General features: G+C 66.9%; 15 protein-coding genes and 1 tRNA gene. 9 read left to right on the top strand and 7 right to left on the bottom strand.

All coding sequences use genetic code 11. The features are described from left to right. Window positions 1-2 precede the first annotated feature (2 nt). The 4 genes from ACSLGO_RS16485 to ACSLGO_RS16470 form a co-directional block, all read right to left on the bottom strand. Window positions 3-78, bottom strand: a tRNA-Arg gene (locus ACSLGO_RS16485). A 191-nt stretch (window positions 79-269) separates the two neighbouring features. Further along, window positions 270-1,787, bottom strand: coding sequence for an FAD-dependent oxidoreductase (locus ACSLGO_RS16480; protein ID WP_263127168.1), 1,518 nt, complete (start codon window positions 1,785-1,787; stop codon window positions 270-272). Beyond that, window positions 1,784-2,668 (bottom strand): FAD:protein FMN transferase, encoded by an 885-nt coding sequence (locus ACSLGO_RS16475; protein ID WP_436401504.1) that lies wholly within the window; start codon window positions 2,666-2,668, stop codon window positions 1,784-1,786. Before ACSLGO_RS16475 ends, ACSLGO_RS16480 begins: the two co-directional genes overlap by 4 nt. 9 nt (window positions 2,669-2,677) lie before the next feature. Continuing rightward, a complete protein-coding gene (locus tag ACSLGO_RS16470; protein ID WP_152273527.1) occupies window positions 2,678-3,136 on the bottom strand; it encodes an FMN-binding protein in 459 nt (152 codons plus the stop codon). A gap of 176 nt (window positions 3,137-3,312) precedes the next feature. Between ACSLGO_RS16470 and argS the strand changes: the two genes are divergently transcribed. The 9 genes from argS to ACSLGO_RS16425 all read left to right on the top strand — a co-directional run bounded on the left by argS (window position 3,313) and on the right by ACSLGO_RS16425 (window position 15,232). Continuing rightward, window positions 3,313-4,962: an arginine--tRNA ligase gene (gene argS, locus ACSLGO_RS16465; protein WP_152273526.1), complete on the top strand. Its 1,650-nt coding sequence runs from the start codon at window positions 3,313-3,315 to the stop codon at window positions 4,960-4,962. A gap of 6 nt (window positions 4,963-4,968) precedes the next feature. Beyond that, on the top strand, window positions 4,969-6,390 hold the full coding sequence (gene lysA / locus ACSLGO_RS16460; RefSeq protein WP_152273525.1) for a diaminopimelate decarboxylase: 1,422 nt from the start codon (window positions 4,969-4,971) through the stop codon (window positions 6,388-6,390). Between the two features lie 23 nt (window positions 6,391-6,413). After that, window positions 6,414-7,712 carry a homoserine dehydrogenase gene (locus ACSLGO_RS16455; RefSeq protein ID WP_263127165.1) on the top strand — a complete coding sequence of 433 codons (1,299 nt, stop codon included), beginning with the start codon at window positions 6,414-6,416 and terminating at the stop codon, window positions 7,710-7,712. 4 nt (window positions 7,713-7,716) lie between these two features. Further along, entirely contained in the window at window positions 7,717-8,841 is a 1,125-nt protein-coding gene (gene thrC / locus ACSLGO_RS16450; RefSeq protein ID WP_091603418.1) for a threonine synthase, read from the top strand. Between the two features lie 12 nt (window positions 8,842-8,853). Then, window positions 8,854-9,825 carry a homoserine kinase gene (thrB, locus tag ACSLGO_RS16445; protein ID WP_226802279.1) on the top strand — a complete coding sequence of 324 codons (972 nt, stop codon included), beginning with the start codon at window positions 8,854-8,856 and terminating at the stop codon, window positions 9,823-9,825. A 439-nt stretch (window positions 9,826-10,264) separates the two neighbouring features. Continuing rightward, window positions 10,265-12,331 (top strand): transcription termination factor Rho, encoded by a 2,067-nt coding sequence (gene rho / locus ACSLGO_RS16440; RefSeq protein ID WP_436401503.1) that lies wholly within the window; start codon window positions 10,265-10,267, stop codon window positions 12,329-12,331. 195 nt (window positions 12,332-12,526) lie between these two features. After that, window positions 12,527-13,606, top strand: a complete 1,080-nt coding sequence (prfA, locus tag ACSLGO_RS16435; RefSeq protein WP_091603428.1) for a peptide chain release factor 1 — start codon at window positions 12,527-12,529, stop codon at window positions 13,604-13,606. Window positions 13,607-13,614: 8 nt separating this feature from the next. Next, complete coding sequence (prmC, locus tag ACSLGO_RS16430; protein WP_436401502.1) at window positions 13,615-14,490, top strand: peptide chain release factor N(5)-glutamine methyltransferase; 876 nt, start codon at window positions 13,615-13,617, stop codon at window positions 14,488-14,490. A 4-nt stretch (window positions 14,491-14,494) separates the two neighbouring features. Beyond that, window positions 14,495-15,232 (top strand): L-threonylcarbamoyladenylate synthase, encoded by a 738-nt coding sequence (locus tag ACSLGO_RS16425; RefSeq protein ID WP_387004746.1) that lies wholly within the window; start codon window positions 14,495-14,497, stop codon window positions 15,230-15,232. Between the two features lie 82 nt (window positions 15,233-15,314). Here ACSLGO_RS16425 and ACSLGO_RS16420 read toward each other — a convergent pair whose 3' ends face one another. The 3 genes from ACSLGO_RS16420 to ACSLGO_RS16410 are packed head-to-tail and all read right to left on the bottom strand — an operon-like array spanning window position 15,315 to window position 18,185. Continuing rightward, the gene (locus ACSLGO_RS16420) at window positions 15,315-16,280 is read right to left on the bottom strand and encodes an NAD-dependent epimerase/dehydratase family protein (protein WP_436401501.1); all 966 of its coding nucleotides are present in this window, start codon (window positions 16,278-16,280) and stop codon (window positions 15,315-15,317) included. Then, window positions 16,277-17,284, bottom strand: a complete 1,008-nt coding sequence (locus ACSLGO_RS16415) for a glycosyltransferase (RefSeq protein ID WP_436401500.1) — start codon at window positions 17,282-17,284, stop codon at window positions 16,277-16,279. The genes ACSLGO_RS16420 and ACSLGO_RS16415 overlap by 4 nt, the downstream gene beginning before the upstream one ends. Before the next feature lies 1 nt (window position 17,285). Next, complete coding sequence (locus tag ACSLGO_RS16410; protein ID WP_436401499.1) at window positions 17,286-18,185, bottom strand: glycosyltransferase; 900 nt, start codon at window positions 18,183-18,185, stop codon at window positions 17,286-17,288. Window positions 18,186-18,207: the final 22 nt, after the last annotated feature.

The following is an 18,207-nucleotide window of genomic DNA, read 5'->3' as shown; positions in this document are numbered from 1 at the left end:
TTTGGTGCCCTCGATAGGATTCGAACCTACGGCCTGTTGCTCCGGAGGCAACCGCTCTATCCCCTGAGCTACGAGGGCGGGACACCGGAAAACCGGTATGTCCTGCAGGGACTAAAGAAGCTTAGCAGGTTCTTGCTGGTGCCCGGAAACCAATTCCGTTTCCCCACCATCGAGATGACAGAAACTGCCCGTTTCAACGTTCTAACGAGCAGTTTCTGCCATCTCGATGGTGAGGTGAGGTGAGGTGGAGAGGGGATGGACGGGAAGGGCTAGTAGCCCAGGAACGGATCGGTGTGGACGCGCCGCACGCCTGCGGCCTTGAGGGCGCGGCGGGCAGCAGCCACGGCCGACGGCGACCCGGCCACGTACGCGGTCCGCGTCGCGGCGTCGGGCACTGCGCTGGCCAGCGCGGCGCCGTCCGGCAGGCCCGCCCCGAGCCAGGTCCATCCCGGAACGGACGGATCAGACGGCGTGCACACCAGCACACGGGTCCCCAGATCGGCGAGCTCCCGGGCATAGGCAAGTTCCGCCACGGAAGAGGCGGCGTAAACGAGCACGATGTCCCGGTCCCTGGCGGCAGCAGAGCGCAGCTGGCTCAGGAACGGGGTGATGCCGATTCCGGAGGCCACCATCAGCACCTTGCGGGAGGCATCGCGGGGGAGCTGGAAATCCCCGCCGACGGACGTCGCGGAGATCCGCGCTCCGGGCTTGAGCGCCAGGAGCCTGGTCTTGAAGGAGCTTCCCGGATCCGACACACGCAGTGCCACGGAGACGGTGGCGGGGTCCGCCGGATCGGAGGTGAGGCTGAAGATCCGGCGCAGTCCGCGGCCGTCCGGGCTGGGATGCGGAAGGTTCAGCTCGAGGTACTGGCCCGGGGTGTAGCGGAGCGGCCGCTCCGGCTCGAAGACGAGTTCACGGGAACTGGGAGTCAGGTTCCGCGAGGAGCGCAGCCGCAGCGAAATTCCCCCGCGCTGTCCGGCAGCGAAGGCCAGGAGGTTGCCCACCAGCAGGGCGAGCTCGGGGGACATGAAGACCGGGCCCACGGACAGCGGCACAGCGAACAGGACACCCACGACGGCGGCTTCGGCCAGCCGCTGCCAGCGCAGCGGCGGCAGGGTCAGGGGCTCGGAAAGCATAAATCCGGCGAAGAAGAGGACCGGATAGGACGTGAACGCCGTCGCCAGTCCTTCCAGCACCGGTTCCCCTGCGGCGGCGAAACGAACCGTGACGATTCCGGCAGCGACGGCGGTGAACACACCGGCCATCGGCAGCAGGCGGGCGCGGTACAGCACCAGCAGCGCCGCCGGGATGACCGCAATGAGCATCAGCGGCGCGGCTACCCACCAGACCGGAGCGTTGAGCCCGGTGACGCCCATAACGAACGCGCCAACGGCCGCTGGATTGAAAATGTGGCGCCGCCGCCAGACCAGCAGGTACTTCGACGCGGTGGCAGCCAGGCCAGCCAGTGCGATCCAGCCCAGCTGCACGCCGTCGGTAGTGGGCCAGAAGAGAAAGAAGAGGAGAAGGCCGGTTATGAGGGCGGAATCCGTCTGCGGGAACGTCCGGAACAGCAGCCCCATCACCCGGCTGGCCATCAGCGTCGAGACCACGGCGGTCGCCAGCGTCGCCGCGAGCTCGGACGGCGTGTAGAAGAGCGCTCCCGCAAGGGAGAGCACGAAGGACCACGCGGCCATCGCCAGCAGCAGTACCACAAGCATGCGGTACATGCTCATCCTGCCCAGCAGGCGCTGCAGCCGTGCGGAGGGAGTGCTCAGGGAAACGGTCATGAAAAAAGGACTCCAGCCATTGCGGATGAATACTCTGCCCTGCCGTCGGAAAACATCCGCACGTAGTCGAAATCGAACTCGGCAGCGAGTAGGGAAGGATCAGTAAGGAACAGTGCCGTGGCCAGGCCGTCCGCCGTCATGGCGTCCCGGGCCAGGACCCAGGTGGCAGCCACGGCATTGACCGGCAAACCGGTCGAAGCATCCAGGACATGGTGCAGTCCGTTGCCCCACGCCCGCCTGTTGATGGCTGAGGCGCACAGGGCGCGGTCCTGGAGCTGCACGACGCCGATGGCCTGCTGGGGATCGAACGGGTGCTCGAGCCCTACCCGCAGGGCGGGGCCGGAGTGACGCATGTCCGAACCGGCATCAACCACCACCGAAGCATATCCGCGTCCAGTGACCAGTTCCCAGACGAGGTCCACCAGCTGGCCCTTCCCTGCGGCCCCCACATCAATCGTTCCGGGACCGGCAAGGCTTAGCCGGACTTCGGCCGGGCCGCCGGCTTCGCGCTGCACGGATTCCCACTGCACGGCCCGCTGCCAGTCCGGGGTGCCGGAAGCCGGGCCCTGCGGCGTCAGCCGGTAGCCGGGTCCGTACCCCAGAAGCTCAAGGGAACCGCCCACCAGCGGATTCATGCGCCCCTCGGTCAGCCGGTGAAGGGAGTCGTAAAGCGAGAGCAGCTCCGCTGTGTAGCCGGGCAGGACCGCTGTTCCTCCGCCGTGGAAAAGACCGGCGAGGACCGAGTCGCTGCGGAAACGGGAGAGCGCCTGGTCATAACCGGAGACAAGCCCGCTGACAGCCGCACGGGTAGCGGCGTCGAGAGGGGCCCCGGCGCTGATTTCCCAGTGCGTGCCAATCGCTTCGAATGACCAGGCGTCCACGGCTTGCCCCTAGCGGGAGGCTTCGCTCTTGATTTCGTCCAGGGCCTTGTTGAAGCCTGAGCTGGTCAGTGAGGAAGAGGCAACCTTGTCCACCTTCACCTCGTCGAGCGGCTTTCCAACGACCTCCTGCTGGACGCCGTTCGTGAACTCGGCCTGGTAGCGCTTGGAGGTCGGGTGGTTGCCGGACGTGGAGACCTGTAGATCGGTGACGACGCCGTCCGCCAGGGTCAGGGATACCGTGACCTCTTCCTTGGTGTTCGACGGCGGAATGTAACTGCCCGTGGCCGTGTACTCGCCGTCCTGGTACTCGCCGCTCGTTGCAGGCGCCCCGCTGGACGCTGCAGGCGCCGGGGTGCCCGACGCCTCGTCGGTGGCGGCGTCCTGGGCCGATCCGGCGGAGCCGCAACCGGCGGTTCCCAGCAGTGCCAGTCCGGCGGCAGCAGTTAGCAGCGGTTTCTTGGAATTCACGGATGCTCCTTCAATTGCAGGCGGAAGTTCCCCTCTTATTACAACCCATCAACGCCGCCGCATGCCTTTCGGTGCCCTGCTGTGCCGCAGGACACATTTATGCCGCGAAACGCAGGGCAGCCAGACGCAAACCGGAGGAATAAGGCCCGTACGGGCTGCCCGGCTATGCTTAACCGGTGACTCCTGAAGAACTTTCCTCTGCCGTAACCGCCTGCCTCAAAGACGCCATCGATGCGGGTGATTTCAGCATCGAGCTTCCCTCCGACGTCCGCGTTGAGCGACCGCGGAACCGGGACCACGGCGACTGGGCCACCAATATCGCCCTGCAGCTGTCCAAGCAGGCCGGCATGAACCCCCGCCAGTTCGCGGAAATCCTCTCTTCGCGGCTGGAGCAGATTGACGGCGTCGCGAAGGTGGACATCGCCGGGCCGGGCTTCCTGAACATCACGCTCGACGCCGGTGCCGCCGGTGAACTGGCCAAGGCCATCGTTGAAGCAGGCCCCGCCTACGGCCGCTCCGATGCGCTGTCCGGAACCCGGATCAACCTCGAGTTCGTCTCCGCCAACCCCACCGGTCCGATCCACCTGGGCGGTACCCGCTGGGCCGCCGTCGGCGACGCCCTGGCCCGGGTCTTCGAATCCCAGGGAGCGGAAGTCACCCGCGAGTACTACTTCAATGACCACGGTGCGCAGATCGACCGCTTCGCCCGCTCCCTGCTGGCCTCCGCCAAGGGCGAGCCGGCTCCCGAAGACGGCTACGCCGGTGCCTACATCGAGGACATCGCTTCGCGCGTGCTTGCCGTTGAACCGGACATCCTGGAACTCCCGGAAGCGGAGGCACAGGAACGCTTCCGTGCCGTTGGCGTGGACCTGATGTTCGGTGACATCAAGGAATCCCTGCACAACTTCGGCGTGGACTTCGATGTGTACTTCCACGAGGACTCCCTGCACGGAAACGGGCAGGTCGAAATGCTGCTCGAGAAGCTCAAGGGCTCCGGGAACCTGTACGAGAAGGACGGCGCCTGGTGGCTGAACTCCACCGAATTCGGTGATGACAAGGACCGCGTGGTGATCAAGTCGGACGGCAACGCCGCCTACATCGCCGGAGACATCGCCTACATCCAGAACAAGCGCGAGCGCGGTTTCGACCTCAACATCTACATGCTCGGGGCGGACCACCACGGTTACGTTGCCCGGCTGAAGGCCGCCGCGGCCGCCCTGGGCCACGATCCGGAGTGCGTCGAGGTGCTGATCGGCCAGATGGTGAACCTGGTCAAGGACGGCAAGCCGGTCCGTATGTCCAAGCGCGCCGGAACCGTGGTCACGCTCGAAGACCTGGTTGACGCCGTCGGTGTGGACGCCGCGCGCTACACCCTGGCCCGCTTCTCGGCGGACTCGAACATTGACATCGACCTGGACCTGCTGACCAAGCGCAGCAACGAGAACCCGGTGTTCTACGTCCAGTACGCCCACGCCCGGACCTACGCCTTGGCACGCAACGCCGAAGCCGCGGGCGTGGATGATTCCGCGTTCGACGCCGCGCTGCTCTCCCACCCGACCGAGAGCGCCCTGCTTGCTGCCCTGGGCCAGTACCCCGGCGTGGTGGCCCAGGCCAGCGCCTTCCGCGAACCGCACCGCGTGGCCCGGCACCTCGAAGTCATTGCCGGTACCTACCACCGCTGGTACGACGCCTGCCGCATCGCCCCGCAGAACGGCGAAGAGGTCACCGACGTCAACCGCACGCGGTTGTGGCTGAACACTGCCGCACGGCAGGTCCTGGCCAACGGACTGGACCTGCTGGGCGTCTCTGCACCGGAACGGATGTAGGTCTCCATGAGTATCTCCCCGCTGGCGCCGCAGTGGCTCAGCTTCCCCGAGGATTCAAACGCGCTCCGCCCCGGCATGTGGGCGCAGGACGTATTGCGCGGCGGGAACGGTGAGCTGGAGATTTCCGGCATCCCCGTCTCCGCCCTCGCCGCTGAATTCGGGACCCCGCTGTTCGTTGTATCCGAAGCCGACTTCCGCGCCCGGGCCCGCGACTTCAAGGACTCCTTCGACGCGGCGTTCGCGGACGCCTGCGGGGGAGTGGACGTCTACTACGCAGGCAAGGCCTTCCTCTGTACCGAGATCGCCCGCTGGGTGGCCTCTGAGGGGCTGCGCCTGGACACGTGTTCCGGCGGTGAGCTGGCCGTTGCCGCCCGTGCCGGAATTCCCGGAGCGAACCTGGGCCTGCACGGCAACAACAAGTCCGACGCCGAGCTGAACCGGGCGCTGGACATGGAGCTGGGCCGGATTGTGGTGGATTCCCTTCCGGAGCTCCACCGCCTCGGTGCCCTGGCACAGGAACGCGGGGTGCAGGCAAACGTGATGCTGCGCCTGACCCCCGGTGTCCATGCACATACCCACGAATTTATTGCCACGGCGCACGAGGACCAGAAGTTCGGCCTGTCCATGGCAGCGGACCGTGAATCCGGGATGTCCCCGGCCTCGGAAGCCGTGGCCGCGGCCCTGCAGAACCCGGGTATCCGGCTGCTGGGCCTGCACAGCCACATTGGCTCGCAGATCTTCGACCCGGCAGGATTCGAGGAAGCGGCCCGCCGCCTGCTCGGCTTCCTGGCAGAGGTCAAGCAGCTCCACGGCGTCGAGCTGCCCGAACTGGACCTGGGCGGCGGCTACGGAATCGCCTACACCGAGGCCGACACCCCGCGCCCGGCCGCGGAGATCGCCAAGGCCATGGCCGCCGTCGTCTCCGGCACCTGCGCCGCGCTTGGGCTCGCCGTGCCGCGAATCTCCATCGAACCGGGCCGCGCGATCGTGGGCCCGACCACCTTCACGCTGTACCGTGCAGGGACCGTCAAGACTGTCCGCGTGGATACGGCCGACGGCGGGTCCGCGGAACGCCGCTACGTTTCAGTCGACGGCGGCATGAGCGACAACGCCCGGCCCGTCCTGTATGACGCGGACTACTCCGCGGTACTGGCTTCCCGCGCCTCGGAACATGACGCGGTTATTTCGCGCGTGGTTGGCAAACACTGCGAAAGCGGGGACATAGTGGTGAGGGATGTTTATCTGCCCTCGGACGTTGACCACGGAGACCTGGTGGCCGTTCCCGGCACCGGCGCGTACTGCTGGGCGCTGGCGAGCAACTACAACTACATTGCCCGTCCGCCCGTCGTGGCTGTCCGGGACGGCGCAGCGCGGCTGATTATCCGCGGCGAAACCGAAGAAGACCTGCTGGCGCGGGACGTTTCATGACCGGTATTGGAGAACGCAAAGCAATGAAGACACTCAAGGTGGCCCTGCTGGGCTGCGGCAACGTGGGATCCCAGGTAGCCCGGATCCTCCTGAACGATGCCGCCGACCTCACGGCACGCACGGGTGCGCAGCTGGAGCTGGTTGGAATCGCCGTCCGCAACCTGGATGCTCCCCGCGACGTCGAGCTGCCCCGCGAACTGTTCACCACCGACGCCGACTCGCTGGTCGAGTCCGCGGACATTGTCATTGAGCTGATGGGCGGCCTTGAGCCTGCCCGCAGCCTGATCCTTCATGCCATTGGCCACGGTGCCTCCGTAGTCACCGGCAACAAGGCGCTGCTGGCTGCCGACGGCGCCGCGCTGTATGAGAAGGCCGACGCCGCCGGTGTCCGCCTGGCCTATGAAGCGGCGGTTGCCGGAGCCATTCCCATCCTCGGCCCGATCCGTGACAGCCTCTCCGGTGACCGGATCACCCGGGTGCTGGGCATCGTCAACGGCACCACGAACTACATCCTGGATGCCATGGACTCAACCGGCGCTCAGTTCGCCGATGCGCTGGCCGAAGCACAGCGGCTGGGTTACGCCGAAGCGGACCCCACCGCCGACGTCGAAGGGCACGACGCCGCTGCCAAGGGCGCGATCCTGGCGTCCCTTGCCTTCCACACCACCTTCGAAATGGCCAACGTGTCCTGCGAAGGCATCACCTCCGTCACCGCGGCGGACATTGCCGCCGCCAAGGACGCCGGCTTTGTCATCAAGCTGCTGGCCATCGCGGAGAAGCTGGAGTCCGACGGCGCCGAGGGCGTCAGCGTCCGCGTGCACCCCACGCTCCTGCCGCGCACCCATCCGCTGGCCGCGGTGCACGGCGCGTTCAACGCCGTCTTCGTCGAGGCGGAGAACGCCGGTGAACTGATGTTCTACGGCCAGGGCGCCGGCGGTACCCCAACTGCCTCCGCGGTGATGGGTGATGTGGTCACCGTTGCGCGCCGGTTGGTGCTGGGCGGCCACATGGGCGTCGAAGCAGCCTCCGGGCATGTTCCGGCCCTGCCGCTGGAGAAGGTCACCACCAGCTACAGCATCGGACTCGACGTTGCCGACGCACCGGGAGTCCTCTCCGCCGTCGCCCGCGTCTTTGCCGAAAACGGCGTCTCCATTGAGACCATGCGCCAAAAGAGCCACACCGACGCAGCCGGCGCCAGCGCCGAACTGCGCTTTGTCACCCACCGGGCGCCCGAGGCCGCACTGGCGGCCACCGTCGAGGCCATCAAGGGCCTGGACGTCATCAATTCAGTTACATCCGTCCTGCGGGTAGAAGGGGTCTAGAACCTTGGCTCATCAATGGCGCGGCGTTATCCGCGAATATGCCGACCGTCTCCCGGTTACCGAAAAGACCGAGGTCATCACCCTCGGTGAAGGCGGCACCCCGCTGGTCCACGCGAAGGCACTCTCCGAGCTGACCGGCAACGAGGTCTACCTCAAGGTCGAAGGAATGAACCCCACCGGTTCGTTCAAGGACCGCGGCATGACCATGGCCATGACCGCCGCAGTGGAAGCCGGCGCAAAGGCCGTGGTCTGTGCCTCCACCGGCAATACGAGTGCTTCCGCCGCCGCCTACGCCACCCAGGCCGGTCTTACCTGTGCCGTGCTGGTGCCGGACGGCAAGATTTCCATGGGCAAGCTGAGCCAGGCCATCGCGCACGGCGCGCAGCTGCTGCAGGTCAACGGCAACTTCGACAACTGCCTCGAAGTTGCCCGCAAGCTGGCCGAGGCCTACCCGGTGTTCCTGGTCAACTCCGTGAACCCGGCCCGCATCGAAGGCCAGAAGACCGCCTCCTTCGAGGTTGTGGACTACCTGGGCGACGCCCCGGACTACCACCTGCTGCCGGTGGGCAACGCAGGCAACATCACTGCCTACTGGCGCGGTTACCGGGAATACGCCCAGCCGTGGACCAACCAGGCCGGTACCGAGCTGGCACCGGTTGCCACCAAGACCCCGGTTATGTGGGGCTTCCAGGCTGAAGGCGCTTCTCCGCTGGTCAAAGGCCACCCGGTCACGGACCCGGACACCATCGCCACCGCCATCCGCATTGGCAACCCCGCTTCCTGGGACCAGGCGATCGCTGCCCGCGACGAGTCCGGCGGGCTTATTGAAGCCGTCTCGGACACCGAGATCCTCGAAGCGCACCGCTGGCTCTCCTCCCGCGAGGGCGTCTTCGTGGAACCGGCCTCCGCAGCCGGCGTGGCAGGCCTGCTGAAGAAGCATGCCGCCGGCGAGGCCCCCACGGGCAAGAAGATCGTCATCACCGTCACCGGCCACGGCCTGAAGGACCCGCAGTGGGCCCTCCGCACCGCAGACGGGTCCGATGTTGAACCCACGAAGGTGGACTTCGACGTCGTCAGTGTTGCCGCTGCCCTGGGGCTCGAAGAGTCCGCCCCGGCTGAAGCCCGCTAGCCGGGCATGCAGGTGGAATTCCAGCACGCGGATACCCCTTCGGCTTCGCGGGTTGCCGCGGGACAGGACCTCAGCGTCCGGGTCCCGGCAACCAGCGCAAACCTGGGGCCGGGCTTCGACTCCCTGGGCCTCGCCGTCACCCTGTACGACACCGTGCGCGTGCGCACCACGGACTCGGACGGGATCCGGGTGCGCGTGAGCGGCGAGGGCGAAGCAGTGCTGCCCACGGATGGTACGCACCTTGTTGCCCGGACCATAGTGGACACGATCCGGAGCGCGGGATACGCCGCGGGCGGGTTCGAGCTCGAATGCGAGAACGTCATTCCGCACGGCCGCGGCCTCGGCTCTTCGGCGTCGGCGATCGTCTCCGGCGTCCTCGCCGGCAACGCACTGCTTCCGGCTTCCGCACGCCTGGACGCTGCCGGACTGCTGCATGCCTGCTCGGCGCTGGAAGGACACCCGGACAACGTGGCTCCCGCCCTCGCCGGTGCGCTGGCGGTCTCCTGGGAAGAGGACGGTGTCTTCCGGTCCGTCCGCGCGGACGTGCATCCGGACATCATCCCGGTAGCCGCCGTACCCGCCACGGAGCTGTCGACTGAGAGCGCGCGCGGGCTGCTGCCCGCCATGGTGCCGCACCGCGATGCGGCAGCGAACTCCGGACGGGCGGCGCTGCTGATGCAGGCCCTTACCGCGGACCCGTCGCTGCTCCGCGAAGGAACCGAGGACTTCCTGCACCAGGGGTACCGTGCGCCGGCCATGGCGCCCAGCGCCGAACTGATTGCGTCCCTCCGCACCGCCGGCTTTGCCGCCGTGGTATCCGGGGCGGGGCCCACCGTGATGGTCCTGGCTTCCGGAACGGAACAGGCGGATGCCGCCGAAGCGTTCCTTGCTGCCCGCCTGGGCGGGGAAAGCAGCGGGAATTGGCGTGTGCTTCGGCTTGGCGTGGACCGAGATGGTGCTAGAGTGGTACTGCACCAGCGGTAAATACCCGAAAATCGGTATGCAACCGTATTTGTGCTTCCACCGGCAGGTCGTCCCGTTCTGTGGACCACCGTGGCTTGCTCCTCATGACCGGATGAAATGACTGATCTGCAGTTTCCAGCCCAGGTGCTGGCGGCTAAGCAGCCTTCATAACAATTCGGACGGCAGGGTAAAGTCCACCCGCGGAAATGCAAGCATCGGTGTAGCCTTCCGGAGACTGCCAAGAAACGGTCAGTCGAACGATTATCTGATCCACGCGTTTTCCGGCAGCCTGGCTGCCGTATCCCGTGGACTCTCCAAACAAGGCACCAGCAGATTTCACCGTTGCCGGGATTCCCCGCAGCAGGTGAACCCTGGACCGCATGTCAGATCATCGGTTCCAGGGCCATTCAACGCGGCCGGCATCCATGCCGGACCGCCCGACGAGGGGGAAGGATCCTTCGTGACAGATACCACCGACCTGACTGCAGGTGTGGACTCATCAGCATCCGCCGGTTCCAACGGTGAATCGAATTCCAAGAGCTCCGGCCTTGCCGGCCTGAAGCTTGCACAGCTGCAGGCACTGGCCGGACAGCTGGGAATCACCGGCGGATCCCGCATGCGCAAGGGCGACCTGGTTACCGCCATCTCGAACCACCAGCGCGGCGGAGCCGTAGCAGACCGTCCGGTCCGCGGTTCGAAGGCAGAGGCACCGCAGGCGGACAAGGCCGTGGCGGAGCGCCCGGCCCAGGAAGCCGCCGCCGCTGCCCCGGCTGAAGCCGAGGGCGAGAAGGCCGCTGAGCGTCCGTCCCGCACCCGCAACCGCAACCGCCGTGCAGCGAGCGACGGCGTCGTCTCTCCGGCCGGCAGCGAAACCGCTGAAGCAGCACCCGCCGAAGCCCCTGCAGCCGCTCCGGCACAGGAAAACGGCCGGGAAGAAGGCCAGCGCGAGCGCGGCCGGAACCGCCGCAACCGCCGCAGCGACAGCGAGAACACCGCCGAGGAAGGCTCGGCCGAGGCCGCTCCTTCCCAGGACAAGGCAGAGAAGGGCGAAGCCGGACGGGAGTCCCGCGAATCCCGCGAGGATGACCGGAACGAGCGTTCGGGCCGCAGCCGCAACCGCGGCGACCGCGGCGACCGCGGCGAGAAGAACGACCGCGACGGTAACCGGAACGACCGCGAGAACAACCGGAACGACCGCAGCGACCGCGATGCCGACGGCGATGACAACAGCCGCAGCGGACGCAACCGCCGCAACCGCAACCGGAACGACCGCAATGACCGCGGTGACCGCAATGACAGGTTCCGCGACCGCAACGAGCGGCGCCGCAACCGCGACCGCAGCCCCGAGGTTGACGACGTCGAGGTCACCGAGGACGACGTCCTGCTGCCCGTCGCAGGCATCCTGGATGTCCTGGAGAACTACGCGTTCGTCCGCACCTCCGGCTACCTGCCCGGCCCGAATGACGTCTACGTTTCCCTCGCCCAGGTCAAGAAGTACAACCTGCGCAAGGGCGATGCGGTGGTTGGCGCCATCCGCGCTCCGCGCGAAGGCGAGAACCAGGGCAACTCGGCACGCCAGAAGTTCAACGCACTGGTCCGCCTGACCTCCGTCAACGGCAAGCCCGCCGAGGACAACAAGGACCGGGTCGAGTTCAACAAGCTTGTTCCGCTCTACCCGTCCGAGCGCCTGCGCCTGGAGACCTCGCCCAAGGTCATCGGCCCCCGTGTCATTGACCTGGTTGCCCCGATCGGCAAGGGCCAGCGCGGTCTGATCGTCTCCCCGCCGAAGGCCGGCAAGACGCTCATCCTGCAGGCGATCGCCAACGCGATCTCCATCAACAACCCCGAAGTGCACCTGATGATGGTCCTCGTGGACGAACGTCCCGAAGAAGTCACCGACATGCAGCGCACGGTCAAGGGCGAGGTCATTGCCTCCACCTTCGACCGTCCGGCCGATGACCACACCACAGTTGCCGAACTCGCCATTGAGCGGGCCAAGCGCCTCGTGGAGATGGGCAACGACGTCGTGGTCCTGCTGGACTCGATGACCCGCCTGGGCCGTGCCTACAACCTGGCGGCTCCGGCGTCGGGGCGTATCCTCTCCGGCGGCGTGGATTCCTCCGCGCTGTACCCGCCGAAGCGTTTCTTCGGTGCTGCCCGGAACATCGAAAACGGTGGCTCACTGACCATCCTGGCCACCGCGCTCGTCGAGACCGGGTCCAAGATGGACGAGGTCATCTTCGAAGAGTTCAAGGGTACCGGCAACATGGAACTGCGCCTCTCCCGCAACCTCGCGGACAAGCGCATCTTCCCGGCCGTGGACGTCAACGCCTCGGGAACCCGGCGCGAAGAGAACCTGCTTTCGGCTGAAGAGGTCAAGATCATGTGGCGCCTGCGCCGCGTGCTTTCGGGCCTGGACACGCAGCAGGCACTTGAACTGCTCACCGGCAAGATCAAGGAGACCCAGTCCAACGTTGAGTTCCTGATGCAGGTGCAGAAGACCACCCTGGGCACTAAGAACGATTAGCTGCCCCACCGAGCCGCTCATGCCCCCGGCCCTCTCCAGGAGGACCCGGGGGCCTGGGCGGCTTGGCAGTTAACCGCAGCGAAGCGGCAGCCGATTATTTCCAGCTGCCGCCCGGGGCGAGAATGGTTCTAAGACAGCAGCGGGATCCGCGAACACAGGCGAGCATCCCACGGCGCGAAGAAGGAATGGAAAACAATGTTTGAGTCCATACAGGGACTGCTGGATGAGCACGCCGAACTCCAGATGCGGCTCTCCGACCCCGCCGTGCACGCGGACCAGGGGCTGGCACGCCGGCTGGGACGCCGCTACGCCGAGCTGAGCCGTATTGTCGATGCCTATAACTCCTGGCACGGACTGGAAGACGACCTCGCTGCCGCCCAGGAAATGGCAGCCGAGGACCCAGAATTCGCCGCCGAGGTGCCCGTGCTCAAGGACCAGCTGGCCGAAGCCCAGGAGAAGCTCCGCCGCCTGCTGATTCCGCGTGACCCCAACGACGGCCGCGATGTCATCATTGAGGTAAAGGGCGGTGAAGGCGGCGACGAAGCGGCCCTGTTCGCCGGAGACCTGTTGCGTATGTACACCCGCTACGCGGAGTCCCGCGGCTGGCGCACGGAGATCATCTCCGCCACCGAATCGGACCTTGGTGGCTTCAAGGACGTGTCAATGGCCATCAAGGGTTCCTCCAACGATCCGGCCGAGGGCGTCTACGCCCGCCTGAAGTATGAAGGCGGCGTGCACCGCGTGCAGCGCGTTCCCGTCACCGAGTCCCAGGGCCGCATCCACACGTCTGCCGCCGGCGTACTGGTGCTGCCCGAAGTGGATGAGCCCGAAGAAGTCGAGATCAACCAGAATGACCTGAAGATCGACGTCTACCGTTCCTCCGGCCCGGGCGGGCAGTCCGTGAACACCACCGACTCCGCCGTGCGCATCACCCACCTGCCGACCGGCATTGTGGTGGCCATGCAGAACGAGAAGTCCCAGCTGCAGAACCGTGAAGCGGCCATGCGAGTGCTGCGTTCCCGCATCCTGGCCCACGAGCAGGAAAAGATCGACGCCGCGAACTCGGATATCCGCAAATCCCAGATCCGCACGATGGACCGTTCCGAGCGCATCCGCACCTACAACTACCCGGAAAACCGGATTGTGGACCACCGCACCGGCTACAAGGCCTACAACCTGGACACCGTCATGAACGGTGACCTGGAAGCCGTTGTCCAGGCTGCCATCGAAATGGATGAGCAGGCCCGCCTGGACGCAATCGGCGACGAAGCCTAGGCAACGCAGTGCCCTCCCTGGAGACGGCCCTGCGCGACGCGGCCGCGGAACTGGCCGCTGCCGGAGTGCCAAGCCCCCGGGTGGACGCGGAGCTGCTGGCAGCGCACCTGCTCGGCGAGAGCGTGGGCAGGGTGAAGGCGCTTGCCTTCACGGATGCCGCGGCACCGGAAGGCTATGCAGAACTGGTTGCCGAACGCGCCCGCCGGATTCCGCTGCAGCACCTCACCGGCAAGGCATACTTCCGCCGCCTGGAACTTGCGGTGGGGCCCGGGGTTTTCGTGCCGCGGCCGGAAACCGAAACCGTGGCGCAGCTGGCCATCGACCATGCGCTCGTGGTGCCGGCTCCGGCCCGGGTCGCAGACCTCGGCACCGGGTCCGGCGCCATTGCCGGGTCCGTGGCGGCAGAGGTTCCGGGCGCACAGGTCGTCGCGGTGGAACTGAGCCCGCTGGCCCTCGCCTGGGCACGCAGGAACCTTGAACCCCTTGGCGTCCTGGTGCTTGAAGGTGACCTCCGGACAGCGCTGGCGGGGCAGGAAGGCACCTTCGACGTCGTCGCCTCCAACCCTCCCTACATTCCCGCCGGCGCCGTTCCCAACGAGCCGGAAGCCGCTGACCACGATCCGGCCATGGCCCTCTACGGTGGGGGAGAGGACGGGATGGAGCTTCCCGACGCCGCTGCCAGGACTGCGGCGCGGCTGCTCAAACCGGGCGGCTACTTCGTGATGGAACATGCCGAAGTGCAGGCCGGCACCATCGCCGAACGGCTCGCAGCGGATCCGGCGTGGCAGGACGTCGCTTCCCACAATGACCTGAATGACCGTCCCAGGGCCACCTCGGCAGTCCGGTCAGCAACCCCAACCACTCTTCCCGACGTGAAAGAATAGCCCCGTGACCACCAGCTTTGACTGCACAGATACTGATACCCGCAGTGCCGGACTAGCTGCCGCGCAGCAGGCCATCGCCAACCGGCAGTGCATCGTGCTCCCCACCGATACGGTGTACGGAATCGGCGCCGATGCCTTCTCACCGCAGGCGGTGGCTACGCTGCTGGCGGCGAAGGGCCGTGGACGGTCCATGCCGCCACCCGTCCTGGTGCCGCGGCTCCAGACGATGGACGGGCTGGCCGTGGATGTCCCGGACGAAGCCCGTGCCCTCGCCGAAGCCTTCTGGCCGGGCGGACTGACCCTCATTTTCCATGCCCAGCCTTCGCTGACGTGGGATCTGGGAGACACCAAGGGCACGGTGGCGCTGCGAATGCCCGACGACGAAATTGCGCTGGATCTCCTGGCGCTGACCGGCCCCATGGCTGTCTCGTCTGCCAACCGCACGGGTCAGCCCGCGGCGCAGACCGCGGCCGAGGCACAGGCCCAGCTGGCCGAATCCGTGGAAGTCTACCTGGAAGCAGGGCCGCGTCCCGCTGAAGGCAGCGAGGGAATTCCGTCGACGATCGTTGACGCCACCGGTCCCGTGCTGCGCGTAGTGCGCGACGGCGCTGTCAGCCTGGACGAGCTCCGGGCCGTAGTGCCGTCCGTGCTGGGGCTGGGCGAAGAGCCGGCCGCTGAGAGCGCCGGGCCGGGCGTTCCGGCCGATGCCGGCAGCGAGGCGCCGGCGTCTCCGGAGTCCTAGGCCGTCCGCGGGAATCCCGGATACCCGTCCGCAGCAGCCTCCGGACCGCAGCTTCACGGCAGCGGTCCGGAGGCTGCTTCTTTTAAGAGAGTTTGCGAGCAGCCTCAAGGACCTGGTGGACGCGCGGCTCCGGTACGTTTCCGGTTGCCTCGGCCCAGCCCGGTGCCTGCCGCTGGCCGAACCACATCATTTCCACCCGGCGCAGTGTTCCGTGCATGCGCTCACCGCACAGTCCCGATACCAGGTAGCCGGTCCGCAGTGCCGTACGGCACAGCCATACCGGCAGGTGCAGGGGACTGCGTCCGCCGGCGGCGCTGAGCACGGAGGCCACGGTGGCACCCTCCCAGGGCTGCAGGATGACCGGCGGCACGGTGCCGGAATGCCGGCCCGCCGCCAGCACGAAACTGCACAGTGCGTCCACGGAGCTCACCGGACTGGGGGACTTCCCCCGGCCGGCAACGGAGGAGAGCGGGGTGGAGGCCACCCGGACAAGGGACGCCGTGGTTTGGCGCGACGCACCCTGCACAGACGTGGCGCGGAGGCTGGTTACCGGGCACCCTCCCGGTACCCGTGCTCCCAGTGCGGCCTCGCCGAGTGCCTTGGACCGGGAGTAGGCGGAGAACGGCTCCACCTGCGTGCTTTCATCCAGCAGCGGCCGGTGTCCCTGGACGGCGGCACTGCTGAGGTGGATAAAGCGCCGGGCGCCGGCATCGTCTGCGGCATCGGCGATGACTACGGGCAGCAGTGCGTTGGCGCCGCGCAGCTCGGGAGAGTCGGCTCCGGTGGGTGTGGCCAGGCCTGCCGCGTTGATCACGACGTCCGCTCCCGAAAGTGCACCGGCGAGGTCCTGCCGGATGTCCCGGAGTGCGGCCGCCTCGGCGAGGATACCCGACACCTCGAAGGTCCGGGACCTGAGTCGGGGAGCCTTCACGAAACGCACCGTGATGCCGGCGCTGGTGAGGACTGCTTCGAGCGAACTGCCGATGAAGCCGCTGGCGCCGAGGACAGCCCAGACGGGTTCCTGCCCTGCGGGTGTACTGCTGCTCAAAGGACCATCCTGCCGGTTTCGGGGTCTCGTGGAACTGCTGGGCCCGAAGGCCCGGACAGTGGCGGCATGGGCTGCCAGGCGGCATCCCTGAGGATGGCCCGCGATTCCCGCCATCCCCGCCACAGGGCACCGGCTCCGCTGAACCGGTGCTCAACGGCTGCGAGCCGCAGGAGTTCCTTTGCTGCCGTGAGGAGGGTGCCGGCCGCGAACCCGGCCCGGTTGAAGCGGCCGTGGCTGCGAAGGTAGCCGGCAGTGTGTCCGCGGTTGCGCATGGCACAGAAGCGGCTCAGGTCGCTCGAATCATTGAGGTGCCGGATGCCCAGATCAATCTGCTTCTGCGGGCGTACCTTGCGCAGCACGAAGTCGTTAACGTAGGCGACCTTGTGGTTCAGGGAAGCCAGCCAGCCGTAGATCTCGTCGTCACCGTTGATGAAGTACCGCGGATCCGGAAGCCCGATTGCGCGCACTGCCCCGGCACTGATGAGCATGCCCTCGAAGCAGCCCACATTGGTCTCGAAGGCGGCGCTGTCCCGGAAAACGTTGCCTCGGACGGGCACGTGCACGCCCAGCAGCGGTATGAACCGGTGCTGCCAGAAGAACGGGTTCCCGGCTTCGTCATAGCGCCTGCCGTGAATGCAGTCGTAGGTTCCTGTCCACTTTCCCAGTGCGGCCACGGCACCCGGGAGGGCCTCGACGTCGTCGTCCATCAGCCACAGCCATTGCGCACCCAGTTCGAGCGCAGCCTGGATTCCGGCAGAGAATCCACCGGAACCGCCGGTGTTCTCCGTGAGGGTGACCACTGTCAGCGGCACCGGGAACCCGGCCGCGGCGGAGTCGAGGTACGCAGCGGTGTCATCGGTGCTGGCGTTGTCCACCACCACCACGCGCTCCGGTGCGGGATCCAGTGCTGCCACGGATTCAAGCAGGCCGCGCAGGTAGCCGGACCTGTTGAAGGTCACGACTACCAGTGCCAGGCCGCCGATTCCCGCTGCCGTTGCTGACACGCTAAAAGCCCTGGTCCGACGGCGGCCCGAAGGTTTTGCCGCGGAATCCGCCGGCGTAGGCACGCAGCCAGGACCTGAACCCGCGCAGGTCACGGGTACGTGCGAAGTGGATGGGGTAGCCAACAGCGTCCGCCGCGAGGGAACGGACCCGCCGGTACCTGCGCGTCAGGTGTCCGCGGTTGCGGTAGAAGAAGAAGCGCTTGAACTCAGTGTCAGGGACCAGGACGTGCAGGCGCCCGCCGAGGATTTCCTGGACCTCGGACCATGCGGCCGGGTGGCTCAGTGCCACCGAGGTCAGGGTGCCGAAGGGAATGCCTGCCTTGCGGAGCCGGATCATGAAGTCCGTCTCGTCGCCGCGGATGAAGAGCCTGAGGTCCGGCAGGCCAACGCGGAAGAAGACGTCGCGGCGGATCAGCGCGCCGTTGAAGAAGTGGCCCACCCCGGGAATGAACCCGGCCTTGGCGACCTCTGCCCGGTCATGGGTGAGGCGGCCGTCAACCCGGAAGTGGAAGGAGAGGGTGTCGGGTTTGCCGGGGGCAACCACGAGCGGAAGGATGACATCCAGCCCGCGTTCATTAGCGCCGTCGAGCAGTGCCTGCAGGCAGCCCGGGTCTTCCGGATGCGCATCGTCATCCATGATCCAGATCCAATCGGCGCCGGAAGCCATTGCGGTGAGGATCGCCAGGGAGAAGCCGCCCGCGCCGCCCAGGTTCGTCTCCGAACGGACGTAGTTCACGTTCGCGGCTGAAGACTCGGCGATGTCCTTGACCGGGCTCGTGCCGGAGTCCACCAAGGCCACCGTAGAGACGCCGGCCGACTGCGCGGCCAGGGCCCCGAGGAGGGTCTTGACGTCATCGGGGCGGTCGAATGTCACCGCTGCAACGGCCACTGATTCCGGCAAGACGTTCCTTTCACGGCTCCGC

Origin of the sequence: Arthrobacter sp. IK3, from assembly GCF_051337705.1 — a bacterium.
GTDB classification, from domain to species: domain Bacteria; phylum Actinomycetota; class Actinomycetes; order Actinomycetales; family Micrococcaceae; genus Arthrobacter_B; species Arthrobacter_B koreensis.
This window is presented reverse-complemented; position numbering and strand designations above follow the sequence as displayed.

Bases quoted from the DNA above. Each gene is read 5' to 3' on its own strand.
- ACSLGO_RS16480 (WP_263127168.1), bottom strand. From the start codon at position 1,787: ATGACCGTTTCCCTGAGCACTCCCTCCGCACGGCTGCAGCGCCTGCTG.
- lysA (WP_152273525.1), top strand. From the start codon at position 4,969: ATGAGTATCTCCCCGCTGGCGCCGCAGTGGCTCAGCTTCCCCGAGGAT.
- ACSLGO_RS16455 (WP_263127165.1), top strand. From the start codon at position 6,414: ATGAAGACACTCAAGGTGGCCCTGCTGGGCTGCGGCAACGTGGGATCC.
- prfA (WP_091603428.1), top strand. From the start codon at position 12,527: ATGTTTGAGTCCATACAGGGACTGCTGGATGAGCACGCCGAACTCCAG.